This is a genomic window from Niveibacterium sp. 24ML (assembly GCF_026586805.1).
Taxonomy (GTDB): Bacteria; Pseudomonadota; Gammaproteobacteria; order Burkholderiales; family Rhodocyclaceae; genus Niveibacterium.
Map to the genome: position 1 here is coordinate 60284 of NZ_JAPFHA010000021.1, position 15208 is coordinate 75491.

The window sequence follows — 15208 nt, forward strand, 5'->3', positions numbered from 1 at the left end:
TCCGCTCAAGCGCGGGCGTGGCGGCGCCACACCGGTAGCGGCTCATCCACGGCGCCCTGGTAGGGCTCGCTGAAGTCGCGCAGGCTGGCGAGCGCGTCTTCGGCCGAACGGTCGGCGCGGATCTGGTAGGCGTCGAAGCCGCAGCGCTTCATGAAGTAGAGCTTGTCGCGCAGCACATCGCCAATCGCGCGCAGTTCGTTCTTGTAGCCGTAGCGGGTGCGCAGCAGCGTGGCGGCAGAAAAACCGCGGCCATCGACGAATTTCGGAAAGTCGTAGGCGATCAGCGGCAGCGTGTTGATATCGTCGATCGACGCAACGAGGTCTTCGACCAATTCGAAGCTTTCCAGCCATACGCCGATCTCGCCCGCTGCGATCCGCGGGGCAAGTTCATCCTTGCGGGCACGGAACACCGTCAGCGGCACGATCACCTGCCCGGCGGGGATCTGCACCTGTGCAATCAGTTCGGGCGAGGCCGCTTCGGTGCCGGTGACCTTGAATTGCACCACCTTGCCGGCCTGCTTCTGCACGGTTTCGTCGATCGCGGGGTAGGGCACCAGCGTCCAGGTGTCGGCGACGATGGCGCCGTTCTTGATCAGATTAGACATTCGCAAGCTCCTTCTTTGCGGTGGCCGGTGCGCCATAGACGCGGGCCTTGAATGGGTCCAGCCCGAGGCGGCGCACGACATCGATGAAGGGCTCATCGCCTTCGCGCTGCTCGACGTAAACGTCGATGATCTTGCTGATGACGTCGGGCACGTCAGCCGCTGCGAAGGCTCGGCCGATCACGCTGGCGAGCGTGGTCTCGTTGCCCTGTGAGCCGCCGAGCGAGATCTGGTACCACTCCGAGCCGTCCTTATCGACGCCGAGGATGCCGATGTGGCCAACATGGTGGTGACCACAGCTGTTCATGCAGCCGGAGATGTTCAGTTCGATGTCGCCCAGATCGAACAGGAAGTCGAGGTTGTCAAAGCGCTCCTGGATCGCCTGCGCGATCGGGATGCTCTTGGCGTTGGCCAGCGAACAGAAGTCGCCGCCGGGGCAGCAGATGATGTCGGTCAGCAGGCCGATGTTCGGCGTTGCCAGGCCGGCGGCGCGAGCGGTCTGCCACAGATCGAAAAGCGCGCTGAGCTTGACGTCGGCCAGGATCAGGTTCTGTTCGTGCGATACCCGCAGCTCGCCGAAGCTGTACTGGTCGGCCAGGTTGGCGACGATGTCCATCTGGTCGGCGGTGGCGTCGCCCGGCGCGATGCCGGTTTTCTTCAACGACAGTGTGACGGCGCGATAGCCGGGGACCTTGTGCGGATGCGTGCAGCGCTTGAGCCACGCGGCGAAGGCCGGGTGGGTCGCGGCTTTTTCGTTGAAGTCCGGGTCACAGTCGGCCAGCTTGTCGTAGGCGTGCGGCACGAAGTACGCACTCACGCGATCGAGTTCAGCCTGCGTCAGCGTGCCCGGGCCGTCCTTCGAGAAAGCCCATTCTTCTTCGACCTGGTGCTTGAACGCCTCAATGCCCAGCGCCTTCACCAGGATCTTGATGCGCGCCTTGTAGGCGTTGTCGCGGCGGCCGTAGCGGTTGTAGACTCGCAGGATTGCCTCGCAGTAGGTGATGACGTGTTGCCAGGGCAGTGCGTCATGGATCACCTGGCCGATGATCGGCGTGCGCCCCAATCCGCCACCCACCCAGACCTTTACGACCAGTTCGCCCGCTTCGTTGCGCAGGAACTCAAGCCCGATGTCGTGCACGCGGACCACTGCGCGATCGCTCTGCGCGCCGTTCACCGCAATCTTGAACTTGCGCGGCAGCGCGGCGAACTCGGGGTGGAAGGTGCTCCACTGGCGCAGGATCTCGGCCAGCGCGCGCGGGTCGACCACTTCGTCCGGCGCCACGCCGGCGAACTGATCGGTGGTGATGTTGCGGATGCAGTTGCCGGAAGTCTGGATCGCGTGCATCTCCACGCTGGCAAGCTCGGCCAGGATGTCCGGCGTGTCTTCGAGCCTGGGCCAGTTGTACTGGATGTTCTGCCGCGTCGAAAAGTGCGCGTAGCCGCGGTCGAACTTGCGGGCGATTTCGGCGAGCTTGCGCAACTGGCGGCTGGCGAGCAGGCCGTAGGGAATCGCCACGCGCAGCATCGGTGCCTGGCGCTGGATGTAGAGGCCGTTCTGCAGGCGCAGCGGGCGGAACTCGTCGTCGCTCAGCTCGCCGGCTAGATAGCGACGGGTCTGGTCGCGGTACTGCGCGACGCGCTCGTCAACGATGCGCTGGTCGTATTGGTCGTAGCGGTACATCGTGAATCTCTCTGTTGGAATTGAGGAAATCAGTGCGCGATCAGCTTGGTGCCCACCAGCACCAGCATCACCGCGAGCGCCGGGCGCAGGAATTTTTCGGGCACTTTCGCCGAAATGTGGCTGCCGAGCCAGATGCCCGGCAGCGAACCGATCAGCAGGCTGCCGAGCAAGGACCAGTCGACGCTGCCCAGCCACCAGTGGCCCAGGCCGGCGACCAGCGTGAGCGGCACGGCGTGCGCGATGTCGGACCCGACGATGCGCACCGAGGCCATGCGCGGGTACAGGAAGAATAGTGCCGTCACGCCCAGCGCCCCGGCGCCGACCGACGAGATCGACACCAGCACGCCGAGGATGAAGCCGGTGATGACGGTGAGGGTGGTCGTCACGCGCGGATCGCGTTCGGCGCCGTGGTGCGAGAGCGAAAAGGCCTGGATGCGGTGGCGGAAGATGAGGGCGATGGCGGTCAGCACCAGGGCCACGCCGAGCGACACTGAAATGATGTGCGACGCGCCGCCGATGCCGCCAGGGAAGTAGGTGCCGATGATGAACAGCGTCAGCACGGCCGCGGGCAGGCTGCCGGCGGCGAGCGATCCGGTGATCTTCCAGTCCACCGTACCCTTGAGGTTGTGCGCCACGGTGCCGCCGGCCTTGGTGATGGCGGCGTAGAGCAGATCGGTGCCGACCGCGACCGAGGGGTGGATGCCGAACAGCAGCACCAGCAAGGGCGTCATGAGCGAGCCACCGCCGACGCCGGTCAATCCGACGATGGCGCCAACGGCAAAACCGGCAACGGTGTAGGCAATATCCATGACTTGAGCAGGGGCTGGAATCGAGGGCCGATCTTAGCGGAGTGGCTAATTCCGTTATCTGACGCCGTGTTAGACTCTAAGAACAATTCGTTATATAGCCTCTGTCACGATGAACTTGCAGCAACTGCGTTATGTCGTTGAAGTCGTGCGTGCCGGTCTCAACGTATCGGACGCCGCTGACGCGCTGTTCACCTCACAGCCCGGGGTTTCCAAGCAGATCCGGCAGCTCGAAGAAGAGCTGGGCATCGAGATCTTCGTGCGGCACGGCAAACGCCTCACCGGCATCACCGAGCCGGGGCGGCAGGTGCTGGCGATAGCCGAGCGAATGCTGGGCGAAGTCGATAGCCTCAAGAAGGTGGGCGCCGAGTTCCGTAACGAGTCCGAGGGCCAGCTCAACATCGCCACCACGCATACCCAGGCGCGCTACGCCCTGCCGCGTGTGGTGCAGGCCTTCGTGCAGAAGTTTCCCGGCGTGCGCCTCACTCTGCACCAGGGCAGCCCGCGCCAGGTGTGCGACTGGGTGCAGGATGGCGAGGCCGATCTGGCGATTGCTACTGAAGCCGTGGGCGACACCGAAGGCCTGGTGTCGCTACCCAGTTACCAGTGGAACCGTTGCGTGATCGCGACGCCGCGCCACCCGATCCTCAAGGCCAGCCCGCTCACGCTTGAGGAGATCGCGAAGTACCCCATCGTGACCTACGACACCACCTTCGCCGGTCGCAGCGAGGTTAACCGCGCCTTCCTTGGCCGTGGGCTCAAGCCCAACGTGGTGCTGGCGGCCATGGACGCCGACGTGATCAAGACCTATGTTGCGATGGACCTGGGCATCGGGCTGATCGCGTCGATCGCCTTCGATCCGATCACCGACCGGCGCATCGGCGCGGTGGATGCGTCGCACCTGTTCGATTCTGCGGTCACGCGCATCGGCATCCGCCGCAATGCCTACCTGCGCGGCTATGTGTATGGCTTCATCGAACTGATGTCGCCGCATCTGACTCGGCGCGTGGTGGACGCAGCGCTCTTGGGTGGAGGGACGGACGCGGGGCTTTAGCAGGCCGATGCAAAACACTGAGAAGTTGCGCCAACCATCGTTTGCGCTGCCTGCCCCATTAGCCCTCGGTGCCCGTCGCGCGACCATCGAGGCTCGGCGTTTTGCACCCGTCAATAAGCGCGATGTGCGGTTTGAGCCGGTGTTCGCGCATGTGCGCGACGAAGTCCTTCAGCCGTTGCAGACGCTGTTGGGGCTTATCTTTGGAGCGAGGGGGCGAATACTGCAGCCCAGAACAATTGCAACTTCACCGCTAGCGCCGGGCCAAGCGGTGTCTACGGAAATATGGACTGTCGTCAGGGCATGAAGGGGGATGGCCGAGCTCCTTGATGCTGTTGCTTTAACGTTTCTGATCTCAGCGCGCAAAGGATTCGCCGCGCTGCGGTGTTCTTCTCTGGGGTAGGGCGAACAAGGGAAGTGGTCGCGCGTCTTGGACTGACGGGCGCCTTGAGTCGTTTAGCCACTTGTGCGCTGTTCTGTGCGCGAGTGGTTCGCAGGCAAATCGCACACTTGGTGTGGGGGTGTAATGGGAATTTCTGGCATCGAGAGAAGCCATCTCGAAGAGGCTATTCGTCGTATCGCGCTGAGTTTGGTTGTGCTTACTGTTTTCGACTTTGCCATTCGCCGGCTGTTGGCGCAGACGGGCGTCTTCGCATTTACGGGCGACATCAACGCCCAGTGTGAGTGGTTTGCCTCGAGAGCTGTGGCAGCATGCTTTGGAGTCGCATACAACGCTTCTCAGATGGAGTTTCCATTGTCGCCAAATCACCCATGGCTTGGATTCACCGTTTCTTCTGTGGGTGTAGCTGCTCTGGCTATGGGCGCTCTCCGCATATTAAGGTTCGAGAGAGACATTCAGTGTCGTCTTGGCCTGGTTTTGTTTGCCGCGGGAGTTCAGACAATGCTCGCTGCTAGCATCTCCAATTTGGGGGAGAAACTACTCTTCGGCGCGGTGACGGACTACTTTGGCGTCGCTTGGAGTAGTAGTCTAGATGCAACAGGAGTGAATGTTGTTCAGGGGAAGCTTGCTAATCTGAGCGATATCGTCCTGAACGTTGGTGGATTGATTGTGTCGTTGGGCTCGTTGATCGTTACTGCGCGAATGCTCTTGCAGCGCACAACGAGTCCTGAGATCTTGTGGCAACGCATTGCTGGTGGTTCGTCTTCGATAGATCGTTGAGCGATTAAGTTGATGCTCGCTGCCTTTGGCGGGAATCCCCGCCCCGGATGCTTGCGTTGGACACCTTTGGCTAAAAGCAGGCCCCGCTAGGGTGAATGAATCTGTGTCTGTCGGTGGAGTCTCCTCGCGTTGGCTCATATCGCTAGCTTTGAGGGGCGCGAGAGTCGTGACCAGCGTTCGCTCTGTCGTGCGAGGAGTTGCCCGGAGTTATCAGCCGCCCATTCCGGGCCGGGGGGCTGAGAGATGCGTCCGGCTCGAATACTTTGAGTCCGGCAAGCCAGACGAGAACCCCTACGTCGAGCGGTTTGTGCGAACCCTCCGCTACGAATGGATTTCACTGTGACATTGGGCGACTATCGCTGAGCGTCACAGTTGCGCCACGCAATGAATGTTACGCGTCAGCTACGAGCCCTCCAATTTGGCCTTGGGCGACATCGTTCCCGACCAGCGGGGGGGCGTAGCCGGACGGTTCTACTTTTCGCTGGCCTGCTTTTCGGGGGACTACCGAATCGAAAGCTAGGGTCTTGGGCCAGCCTTCGATTCTCGGCTTCCTATGTGAGTGACAATCCCCGATGACTGGACTTTGGTGAGCCTTCGATGAACTCGCTGACAACCTTTGCCGCCCTCATTGGCGCCGCCGTGCTGCTGGTGCCGCTGTTCAAGCGCGCCAAGCTGGGCACCGTGCTGGGCTATCTGGCCACCGGCGTGCTGGTGGGGCCCTTCGGCTTCAACCAGGTGAGTGATCCGGAAAGCCTGCTGCACACCGCTGAACTGGGCATCGTGCTGCTGCTTTTCGTGATTGGACTTGAGCTTCAGCCCTCGCGGCTGTGGGCGCTGCGGCGGCAGGTCTTCGGGCTTGGAGGTTTGCAGATGGTCGGTTGCGGCGTGGCAATCGGCCTTGTTGCGGCGTGGGGCTTCGGGCTTTCGGTGAAGGCCAGTCTGCTGATCGGCTGGACGCTGGCCCTGTCATCCACCGCACTGGTGCTGCCCACGCTGGCCGAGCGCAAGGAACTCACTACCCAGTACGGGCGTGAATCCTTCGCGGTGTTGCTGTTCCAGGATCTCTCGGTGATTCCGCTGCTCGCCCTGATCCCCCTGCTCGATGTGGGATTGCCCAAGGCGGGTCGGGCGCCGTTGGTGGGGCTGGCGGTGCTGCTGGTGGTGGTGCTTGTCGGGCGCAAGTTGCTGCATTGGTTGTTTGTGTACGTCGCCCGATTTGGCAGCCGTGAATTGTTCACCGCCGCGGCCTTGCTGTGCGCACTGGGGCTGGCGAGCCTGATGGCGGCGGTGGGGCTGTCGATGTCGCTCGGGGCGTTCGTCGCCGGCGTGCTACTGGCCGATTCCGAGTTCCGCCACGAGCTTGAAGCGACCATCGACCCGTTCAAGGGGCTGCTGCTCGGCCTCTTCTTCATGGCCGTGGGCATGAACATCGACCTCGATCTGCTGGCGACGATGCCCGCGCGCGTGATTGGCATGGCGCTTGGCCTCATCGCGATCAAGCTGGCCGTACTGTGGGTCTTGCGCCTGCTTGCACCCGATGGCGCGAGCACGGCGCGGCCGCTGGCCTTGGCCTTGGCGCAGGGGGGCGAATTTGCGTTCGTGGTGACCAGCATGGTCGAGCAGGGGCGGCTTGTGCCGGGGCGACTGGCCGAGCAGATGACGCTGGCGGTGGCGATTTCGATGGCCCTCGCGCCCTTGCTCTTTCTCGCCAACGATTGGTTTGCGCGCCGCGAAGCCAAGAAGCCTGCGCGGCCCTACGACGAATTGCCAACCGATCCGGCGCCGGTGGTCATTGCCGGCTTCGGGCGGGTTGGGCAGGTGGTGGGGCGCGTGCTGATGAAGCAGGGCATCCGCTTCACCGCCGTCGATAGTGATCCGGATCAGGTCGAGACCGTGCGCCGTTTCGGCATGAAGGTCTTCTACGGCGACACCGCGCACCTGGCCTTGCTTGAATCTGCGCAGCTATCTGCCGCCAAGGTGTTCGTGCTGGCGATCGACGATGTCGAGCACTCGCTGCAGGTGGCCGAGCTGGTGCGGCGGCATTACCCGAAGGTGGCGATCGTGGCGCGTGCGCGCAACCGCTTCCACGCTTACCGTCTGATCGACCTCGGTGTGACGGTGCAGGTGCGCGAAACTCTGCTTTCAAGCGTGGAAATGGGCCGTGAGGTGCTCGATGCGCTGGGCGTGCCAGATGAGGACATCGCGAAAACTGTCGCGCGCTTCCTCGACAATGACCGCATGCTGCTGGCGCGGCAGCAGGCGGTGTATCACGACGAGCAGCAGCTCATCCAGACCTCGAAAGAGGCGCGCGAAGAGCTGGCTTCGATCCTGGACGTCGAGCGTCGGCAGGACAAGCGAGAGAAGCCGGAGAGGGCCGAGAGGGCCGATTAGCCGCCGTCTCAGGCGCCCAGCAGATCAGCCTGCAATTGCAGTGCGTCGTGGCCTTGGGCGATGCCCAGCATCAACACGATGCGCGCCTGCCACGGGCTGAGGCGCCCGCACACCAGCGTGCCGTGGGCGGCGTCGTCAAAATTCGCCTGCGGTGCCACGCCGCCGGCCATGACGCGGCTGGCACGCACCACCGCGATGCCCGCGGCGCGCGCGGCGGCAATCGCGGGCAGCCAGTCGTCCGGCACGCTGCCGTGGCCGGTGAGCGCCAGCACCAGCGCCTTGGCGTCGCGTTCGACGCTGGCTTCGAGCAGGTCTGCCGGCGCGCCGGCGTAAGCGCAGATCACATCGACACGCGGCAACGCGGTGGCCAGGGCGCCGCCGAAGCGGGGCGCCGTAGCCGGGGCTGCGGCTTCAAACTGGATGGATGTGCCGATCGCGCTGGCGACCGGGCCGCATTCAATGCCCCCCAGTGCGTCAGGCGCATGACTGTGGCGCTTGCGGCAATCGCGCGCGCGCCAGATCCGGTCGCCCGCTGCGACCAGCGGGCCATGCGCGGCCGCTTCGGGCTGCGCGGCGCAGGCGAATGCCTGCAGCAGGTTCATCGGGCCGTCGGCCGAGCGCGCGGTGGCGGGGCGCATGGCGGCGGTGAGCACGATCGGCTTGCTGCGTGGCAGGGTCAGGTGAAGGAAGAACGCGGTTTCCTCAAGGGTGTCGGTGCCGTGGGTGAGGACGATGCCGTCGATCGCCGGATCGGCGATCCGCTCGCGTAGCCGCTGCGCCAGCGCGAGCCAGTGCGCGGGCTGCATGTTCTTGCTGTCGAGCGCGAACAGCTGTTCGGCGCTGACGCTGCCGATCGACGCGGCCTCGGGCAGTGCAGCGAGCAGGGTCTCGGCGCTGAGTGCGGCGGCGCGGTAGTGCGCCGTATCGCTTGAATCGGCTGCGCTGCCGGCGATGGTGCCGCCGGTGGCAACAAGGAGCAGATGGGGCATGGCGTTCTGTTGGTGCCGGGTGAGGTGGGCAGGATACCGCGCCGCTTCCAATGCAGGCGGCCCGCGATGCTTGCGCAAGTCGCGGGCCGCTCGCCTCGGGGCTGCGCCCTTCAGTGCTGCAGGATCTTGGAGAGGAACTGCTGCGCGCGCTCCGAGCGCGGCTGGCCGAAGAAGGCCTCTTTCGTCGCATCTTCAACGATCTGCCCGGCGTCCATGAAGATCACGCGGTGCGCAACCTTGCGGGCAAATCCCATCTCGTGCGTGACGACCATCATCGTCATGCCTTCCTTGGCGAGCTCGACCATCACGTCGAGCACTTCGTTGATCATCTCCGGGTCGAGTGCCGAGGTCGGTTCGTCGAACAGCATGCAGATCGGGTCCATCGCCAGTGCGCGGGCAATTGCCACGCGCTGCTGCTGGCCACCGGAGAGCTCGCCGGGGAACTTGCTGGCGTGCGCCTTGAGGCCGACCCGATCGAGCAGTTTTATGCCGCGCTCGCGCGCTTCGTCCGCGCCGCGCCCGAGCACCTTGGTCTGCGCGATCGTCAGGTTGCCGATGATGCTCATGTGCGGGAACAGCTCGAAGTGCTGGAATACCATGCCGACGCGCGCGCGCAGTTTGGGCAAATCGGTCTTGGCATCGGCCACCGAAATGCCGTTCACGACCACGTCGCCCTTCTGGAAAGGCTCCAGGCCATTGACGCACTTGATCAAGGTTGATTTGCCTGAACCCGAGGGGCCGCACACCACGACCACTTCACCCTGCTTGACCTGGGTGCTGCAGTCGGTGAGCACCTGGAACTGGCCGTACCACTTTGAAATGTTGCGGATATCGATCATCGACATGGGGAGGGTCCGTTAGCGAACGATGGCAATGCGCTTCTGCAGATGCTTGACCAGCATCGAGAGCCCAAAACAGATGGCGAAATAGACCAGCGCGACGAAGAGGTACATCTCGATCGGGCGGTTGTAGTTCTTGCCGGTGATCTCGGCCGCCTTGAGCAGATCCTTGGCGCCGATGGCGTACACCAGCGAGGTGTCCTGGAACAGGATGATGGTTTGCGTCAGCAGCACCGGCAGCATGTTGCGGAAGGCTTGCGGCAGCACCACGATCTTCATCGACTGCCAGTAGGTCATGCCCAGCGCGTAGCCGGCGTTGACCTGCCCCTTCGATACGCTCTGGATGCCGGCGCGCATGATCTCGGAGTAGTAGGCCGCCTCGAAAGCCGTGAAGGTGATCAGGGCCGATTTTTCGGCGCCCATCGGTGCGCCGGTAAACAGCGGGATCAGGAAGAAGAACCACAGGATCACCATCAGCAGCGGGATCGAGCGCATGGTGTTCACATATGCGGTTGCGAACGCAGCCAGAGCCGGGCCGCCCGAAATGCGCGCCAGCGCAAGCAGGGTGCCGAGGAAGATCCCGCCCACCATGGCGACGACCGTGAGCTTGAGGCTGAACAGCAGGCCTTCCCAGATGAAGGGCAGGCCGGGGGCGATGACCGAAAAATCGAGTTGGCCGAGCATCGTCATCCCCTTACTTCGCACCGGCGATGTAGCCGGGTACGCGGGTTCGTTTTTCGATGTAGGTCATGACGCGGTTCGCGCTGAATGCGCAGATCGTGTAGAGCAGCGTTGCGGCAAGCAGGCTCTCGAAGACCTGGCCAGACTCCTCGATCATCTGGCGAGAGATGAAGGTCAGCTCCATCAGGCCGATCGCAAAGGCAACCGACGAGTTCTTGATGATGTTCATGAACTCGGATGTCAGGGGCGGAATCACGATCCGGAAGGCCATCGGCAGCAGCACGTAGCGATAGGTTTGTGGCAGCGTGAAGCCCATCGCGAGCGAAGCCATCTTCTGCCCGCGCGGCAGGCTCTGGATGCCGGCGCGCACCTGTTCGGCCACCCGTGCCGAGGTGAACAAACCGAGGCAGATCGCCGCGGTGAAGAACTCCTTCGCCGGCATGTCCTGCTTGACCCAGCGCGAGAGCTCGGCGGGCAGGAACTCGGGCACGACGAAAAACCACAGAAAGAGCTGCACCAGCAGCGGCACGTTGCGGAAACCTTCGACCCATACGTTGCCGATGGCCACCAGCCAGCGATTGGGGGCGGTGCGAAGGGTGCCGATCAGGGCGCCGAGTGTCAGGGCGATCAGCCAGGCCGACATCGACACGGCAATGGTCCAGCCTAACGCCGAGATGATCCAGTCCAGATACCGCTCATCGCCAGCGCTGACCTGGTCGAGGTAGACATGCCAGTTCCAGTGGTAATTCATCGCAATCGGCAACCTGTCTTGAATGGCAGCCGATCTGGCTGCTTGGGGAGTGGCGGCATCCCGGGCGGGATGCCGCCAAACGGCTTACTTCTTGTTGTACTGCTCGGCCGGCGCGTCGTTCGGCGTCTTCAGCGCGCCCTTGAGCGCGTCGCTCATCGGCAGTGCAAGGTTTGCGTTCTTCGGCGGGATCGGCTGGGTGAACCACTTGGTGTAGAGCTTCTCAACCTCGCCGCTCTTGATCAAATCGCGCACCGCGGAGTGCACCAGGCCTTTGAACTGCGGATCGTCCTTGCGGAACATGATCGCGATCGGCTCCACCGACAGGGGCTCGCCAACCACCGCAAAGTCACCCGGATTCTGCGAGCTGGCGATCAGGCCGGCCAGCAGGTTGTCATCCATCACGAAGGCGACGGCGCGATCAGACGCCAGCATCAGGAAGCTGTCGGCGTGGTCCTTGCCGTAGACCTCCTTGAAGTTCACGCCCTTGCCTTTCTCATGCGCACGCATCAGTTGCACCGAGGTGGTGCCGGTGGTGGTTGCAACCGGTTTGCCGTCGAGCTGAGAGAGGCTGTTGATCCCCGACGACTTCTTGACCGCCATGCGAACGGTGGTCACGTACGTCGTGGGTGCGAAGGCAACCTGGTTCTGACGCGCAGCGTTGTTCGTCGTCGAGCCGCATTCCAGATCCACCGTACCGTTGGTCACCAGCGGAATGCGGTTCTGCGAGGTGACCGCCTGGGTATTGACCTTCAGATTCGGCAGCGCGAGCTTCTGCTTGATCGAGTCGACGATCCGGTTGCAGATGTCGATGTGGTAGCCAACCGGCTTCTGCGCGGCATCAAGATACGAAAGCGGGATCGACGATTCGCGGATACCCAGCGTGATTGTGCCGCTGTCCTTGATTTTCTTGAGTGTTCCGTCGAGCGATTGGGCTTGGGCGTTGCTGGCGAACAGCGCGCCAAGCAGGGTCGCGACAAGTGCAGTACGTGAAATCATGCTTTAGGACTCCTTGTGGATCGGAAGCGAACCTCGGCGGAAGCGAGGAAATCACCAGAGATTCAGCGTCAAGCGAGCGAAAACTGTACCACCTGACCGACAACATGCATCAGTAGAAACACGCATGATCGCGATCGGATCGCGCGCAACGGCATCTCCGATGCCGCTTTGGCTGCACGGGGACGATGTGGGTGAGGCTTCGTTCGGCCCCTGATGTCAGCCGAAAGCCCCCGTCAGCCGAGGTGCGGCTTCGCGAATATGGCAGTTCAGCGCTTTCTGCCAGATCCACAGCGCCCGAGAGGTCAGAAGTCACGGCTGCGCGCGCCCCGACTCCCTATACTCGCGGGGCCAGTCAACCGAGTGTCCACCTTGCCCCATCCCGTCCATCCCGCTCGCCGCAGCCTTCGAGGTCTCCTGACTGCCGGGGCCATGGCCGTGCTGCTGCCGTTTCAGGCCTTTGCGGCAGACCCCGACAAGGCCGCTCGCTTCTACGAAGACGCTTTGGCGCGCTACCAGCGCAACGACTATACCGGCACCGTCATCCAGCTCAAGAATGCCTTGCAGCAAAACCGCAAGATGCTCGCCGCCCATGTCTTGCTTGGGCGTGCGCTGCTGGCCGTCGGCGACGCCGTGGGCGCGGAAACCTCATTCAACACGGCGATCGAGCTCGGTGTTGACCGCGCGGAAGTCGAGCTTCCGCTGGTGCAGGCGATTTATGCGCAGGGGCGATTCGCCGAAGTCATCGCGCGCGGCATTCCTGCAGCCCTGCCGGCGAGTGTTCGTCAGGATCTGCTGATCGTTCGCGGCAGCGCTGAAGGCGAGCTCAACGATCACCGCGCCGCAAAAAAATCCTTCGATGAGGCGCGTGCGATTGATCCGCGCGCGCCAACGCTGATCATGGCCGAAGCTTCGCAGGCGCTACGGGTGGGTGACTTGCCACGCGCGCTCTCGCTGTCGCAGCAAGCGATCACCCTCGCGCCGCAGCGCGCGGAAGCCTGGGCGGCGCGCGGCGCGGCCTTGGCGGCCAATCGTCAGCAAACGGCCGCGCTGGATGCCTTTGGGCGTGCGCTGACGCTTGATGCAATGATGGTCGACGCCCGGCTCGCACGTATCGACATCTTGATTGAGCTTGATCGAGATGCTGAGGCCGCCAAGGATCTCGAAGTCCTGCGCACGCAAGCGCCTGCCGACCCTCGCGCGGCCTACCGTCGCGGGGTGCTTGCCGCGCGCAAGAACGACGTGGCCGGCGTGGCGCGCGAGATGGCGGAAGTCGTCAAGGCGATTGACGTGATCCCGCCGGAGATTCGGGCGCGGCGTGCGAACCTGCTGCTGATCGGCGGCATGGCGCATTACAGCCTGAACAATACTGAGAAGGCCCGCGCTAACCTCGAAAGCTTCCTGCGCCTGCAGCCCTACCACCCGGGTGCAACGCGGATGCTCGCCGCTGCCTACCTCAGCAGTCGCGATGTCGCGCGAGCAACGACCTTGCTTGAGGACTACTTGCGGCGGGTGCCCGCCGATGCGCAGGCGCGTACGCTGCTTGGCTCGGCCTATCTGGTGCAGAAACGCTACGCTAAAGCCAGCGCCCTGCTGGAGCGGGCGGTAAGTCAAGGTAGCGCCGATGCAGGCATGCGCGCCACGTTTGGCGCCTCGCTTGCGGGGCAGGGGCTCGATGCCCAGGCCGCCTTGCAGCTGCGCAGTGCATTCGAGACGAATCCTGCCGACCAAGCCATCGGTGCGTCGCTGGCTGTGCTGCTGCTTCAGCGCGGCGAAGCTGCGCAGGCGGTGGCGGTGCTGGATCGTCTCTTTGCCGCAAACCCGCGCAGCCCGATCGTGCTCAACCTGCTCGGCCTCGCGCGCGCGCGGGCCGGTGACCGCGCAGGGGCGCGCAAAGCCTACGAGGCCGCAATTGCGGTTGATCCTCGTTTTGACCCTGCTCGCCTGAACCTTGCGCGGCTCGACATCGCTGATGGCAATGCCGATGCGGCGCGTGCCCGCCTGCAACAAATGCTGCGCGAGCAGCCAGCAAACGCCGATGCCCTGGTTGACCTGGCGCTGCTCGATCGACGCGCGGGCAAGGTCGAGAGCGCACAGAAGGGGCTGGAGAAGGCGATGGCTGTCGCGCCACGTCATCCGCGCGCGCCGCTGATCCTGATTGAAGACGCCCTGGCCGCGGGTGATTCCGCCACGGCAGTGAGAATCGCCCGCACGGCGGCGGCGGCCATGCCTTCGGATCTGCCGATTCTGCTCGCCTTGGCGCGCAGTCAACTCGCAGCCGGCGACACGGCACGTGCCAAGGAATCGCTCGGCGAGGCGCGCAAGCGTCTTGAGGGCGACCCGGCTGCGCTGGTGCAGATCGCGCGGATGCAGATTGCCGCCGCGCATCTTCAGGGTGCGGCTATCTCGGTCAGCAAGGCGCTTGAGGCGCAGTCCGACTTCCTCCCGGCGCTTGAACTCCAAGCCGAAATTTCACTGCGCAACAATGATTTGGCGCTTGCCGAGCGACAGGGGCGCGCGATCGTCGAGCGCTATCCCGGACGTGCCGCGGGCTATCAAGTCCTGGGCGATGTTGCGCTGAGCCGGGGGCAGATGGCAGCGGGGCTTGCACACCACCGCACAGCCTACGAACGGGAGCGGACGGCCGACAATGCCTTGCGGGCATATCGCGCTTTCCTCGCGGCCGGCGAGCCTGCGCGCGGTTTGGCCTTGCTCCAGGAATACCAGCAGGCCAACAAGTCCAGTAATGACCTGCAGGTGCCGATCGCGATTGCCGAAGCCCAGATCCGCAGCGGCGACCTGAAGGCGGCCAAGGCGACGCTTGAGGCTTTGATCAAGCGCTCGCCGCAGACGGGATTGCTGAACAACTACGCACTGGTGCTCTTGCAATTGGGGGACCCGGGCGCTCTTGGCGCGGCCGAGCGCGCATGGCGCGCAGCGCCGAATGATCCGCAGGTGATCGACACCTACGGCTGGGTGTTGGCCAAGACCGGGCAACTTGATCGAGGCTTGGGCTATTTGCGCGATGCGCGTTTGCGCAGCCCGCGCGACGCAGAGATTCGGTTTCATCTGGCATGGGTGTTGGCTAAGGTTGGGCGCATCAAGGAAGCGAGGGATGAACTGTCCCCTGTTCGATCTGAGCTCGCAAAACCAGGCATGCCGGAGGAGGCTCGCAAGCTTGCTGCGGAGCTTGGCGTGTGATGTCGGTCTTTTTTACGGCATTATGGTGTCGGCCTGCTTTGGC

Annotated in this window: 13 protein-coding genes and 1 pseudogene; 5 read left to right on the forward strand and 9 right to left on the reverse strand. The window is 63.7% G+C overall.

Annotation, left to right across the window (positions count from 1 at the left end; all coding sequences use genetic code 11):
• Window positions 1-5 precede the first annotated feature (5 nt).
• Genes OPU71_RS16560 through OPU71_RS16570 form a run of 3 tightly spaced genes read right to left on the reverse strand, consistent with a single transcriptional unit; the run spans window position 6 to window position 3092 of the window.
• The gene (locus OPU71_RS16560) at window positions 6-605 is read right to left on the reverse strand and encodes a DUF934 domain-containing protein (protein ID WP_267729149.1); all 600 of its coding nucleotides are present in this window, start codon (window positions 603-605) and stop codon (window positions 6-8) included.
• Window positions 598-2283 (reverse strand): nitrite/sulfite reductase, encoded by a 1686-nt coding sequence (locus OPU71_RS16565; protein ID WP_267729150.1) that lies wholly within the window; start codon window positions 2281-2283, stop codon window positions 598-600. Before OPU71_RS16565 ends, OPU71_RS16560 begins: the two co-directional genes overlap by 8 nt.
• Window positions 2284-2312: 29 nt before the next feature.
• A complete protein-coding gene (locus OPU71_RS16570; RefSeq protein ID WP_267729152.1) occupies window positions 2313-3092 on the reverse strand; it encodes a sulfite exporter TauE/SafE family protein in 780 nt (259 codons plus the stop codon).
• A gap of 109 nt (window positions 3093-3201) precedes the next feature.
• Here OPU71_RS16570 and OPU71_RS16575 point away from each other — a divergent pair, with 109 nt between their 5' ends.
• The gene (locus OPU71_RS16575) at window positions 3202-4143 is read left to right on the forward strand and encodes a CysB family HTH-type transcriptional regulator (RefSeq protein ID WP_267729153.1); all 942 of its coding nucleotides are present in this window, start codon (window positions 3202-3204) and stop codon (window positions 4141-4143) included.
• Between the two features lie 61 nt (window positions 4144-4204).
• On the opposite strand, the pseudogene OPU71_RS16580 reads toward OPU71_RS16575, so the two are convergent.
• A pseudogene (locus OPU71_RS16580) lies at window positions 4205-4315 on the reverse strand (IS5/IS1182 family transposase); the annotation flags it as partial.
• A gap of 351 nt (window positions 4316-4666) precedes the next feature.
• Here OPU71_RS16580 and OPU71_RS16585 point away from each other — a divergent pair.
• The 3 genes from OPU71_RS16585 (at window position 4667) to OPU71_RS16590 (ending at window position 7711) form a co-directional block, all read left to right on the forward strand.
• Window positions 4667-5320, forward strand: coding sequence for a hypothetical protein (locus OPU71_RS16585; protein ID WP_267729154.1), 654 nt, complete (start codon window positions 4667-4669; stop codon window positions 5318-5320).
• A 187-nt stretch (window positions 5321-5507) separates the two neighbouring features.
• Window positions 5508-5663, forward strand: a complete 156-nt coding sequence (locus OPU71_RS21380; RefSeq protein ID WP_420712395.1) for an integrase core domain-containing protein — start codon at window positions 5508-5510, stop codon at window positions 5661-5663.
• Window positions 5664-5917: 254 nt separating this feature from the next.
• Entirely contained in the window at window positions 5918-7711 is a 1794-nt protein-coding gene (locus tag OPU71_RS16590; RefSeq protein WP_267729155.1) for a monovalent cation:proton antiporter-2 (CPA2) family protein, read from the forward strand.
• An 8-nt stretch (window positions 7712-7719) separates the two neighbouring features.
• On the opposite strand, the gene OPU71_RS16595 is transcribed toward OPU71_RS16590, so the two are convergent.
• The 5 genes from OPU71_RS16595 to OPU71_RS16615 all read right to left on the reverse strand — a co-directional run bounded on the left by OPU71_RS16595 (window position 7720) and on the right by OPU71_RS16615 (window position 11967).
• Window positions 7720-8700, reverse strand: coding sequence for an asparaginase (locus OPU71_RS16595; protein ID WP_267729156.1), 981 nt, complete (start codon window positions 8698-8700; stop codon window positions 7720-7722).
• A 110-nt stretch (window positions 8701-8810) separates the two neighbouring features.
• The gene (locus OPU71_RS16600) at window positions 8811-9539 is read right to left on the reverse strand and encodes an amino acid ABC transporter ATP-binding protein (RefSeq protein WP_267729181.1); all 729 of its coding nucleotides are present in this window, start codon (window positions 9537-9539) and stop codon (window positions 8811-8813) included.
• Window positions 9540-9557: 18 nt separating this feature from the next.
• A complete protein-coding gene (locus OPU71_RS16605; RefSeq protein WP_267729182.1) occupies window positions 9558-10223 on the reverse strand; it encodes an amino acid ABC transporter permease in 666 nt (221 codons plus the stop codon).
• Between the two features lie 10 nt (window positions 10224-10233).
• Complete coding sequence (locus tag OPU71_RS16610) at window positions 10234-10971, reverse strand: amino acid ABC transporter permease (RefSeq protein ID WP_267729158.1); 738 nt, start codon at window positions 10969-10971, stop codon at window positions 10234-10236.
• A gap of 84 nt (window positions 10972-11055) precedes the next feature.
• On the reverse strand, window positions 11056-11967 hold the full coding sequence (locus OPU71_RS16615) for a transporter substrate-binding domain-containing protein (protein ID WP_267729159.1): 912 nt from the start codon (window positions 11965-11967) through the stop codon (window positions 11056-11058).
• A 429-nt stretch (window positions 11968-12396) separates the two neighbouring features.
• On the opposite strand from OPU71_RS16615, the gene prsT reads away from it, so the two are divergent.
• Entirely contained in the window at window positions 12397-15165 is a 2769-nt protein-coding gene (prsT, locus tag OPU71_RS16620) for an XrtA/PEP-CTERM system TPR-repeat protein PrsT (protein ID WP_267729160.1), read from the forward strand.
• The last annotated feature ends 43 nt before the right edge of the window (window positions 15166-15208 follow it).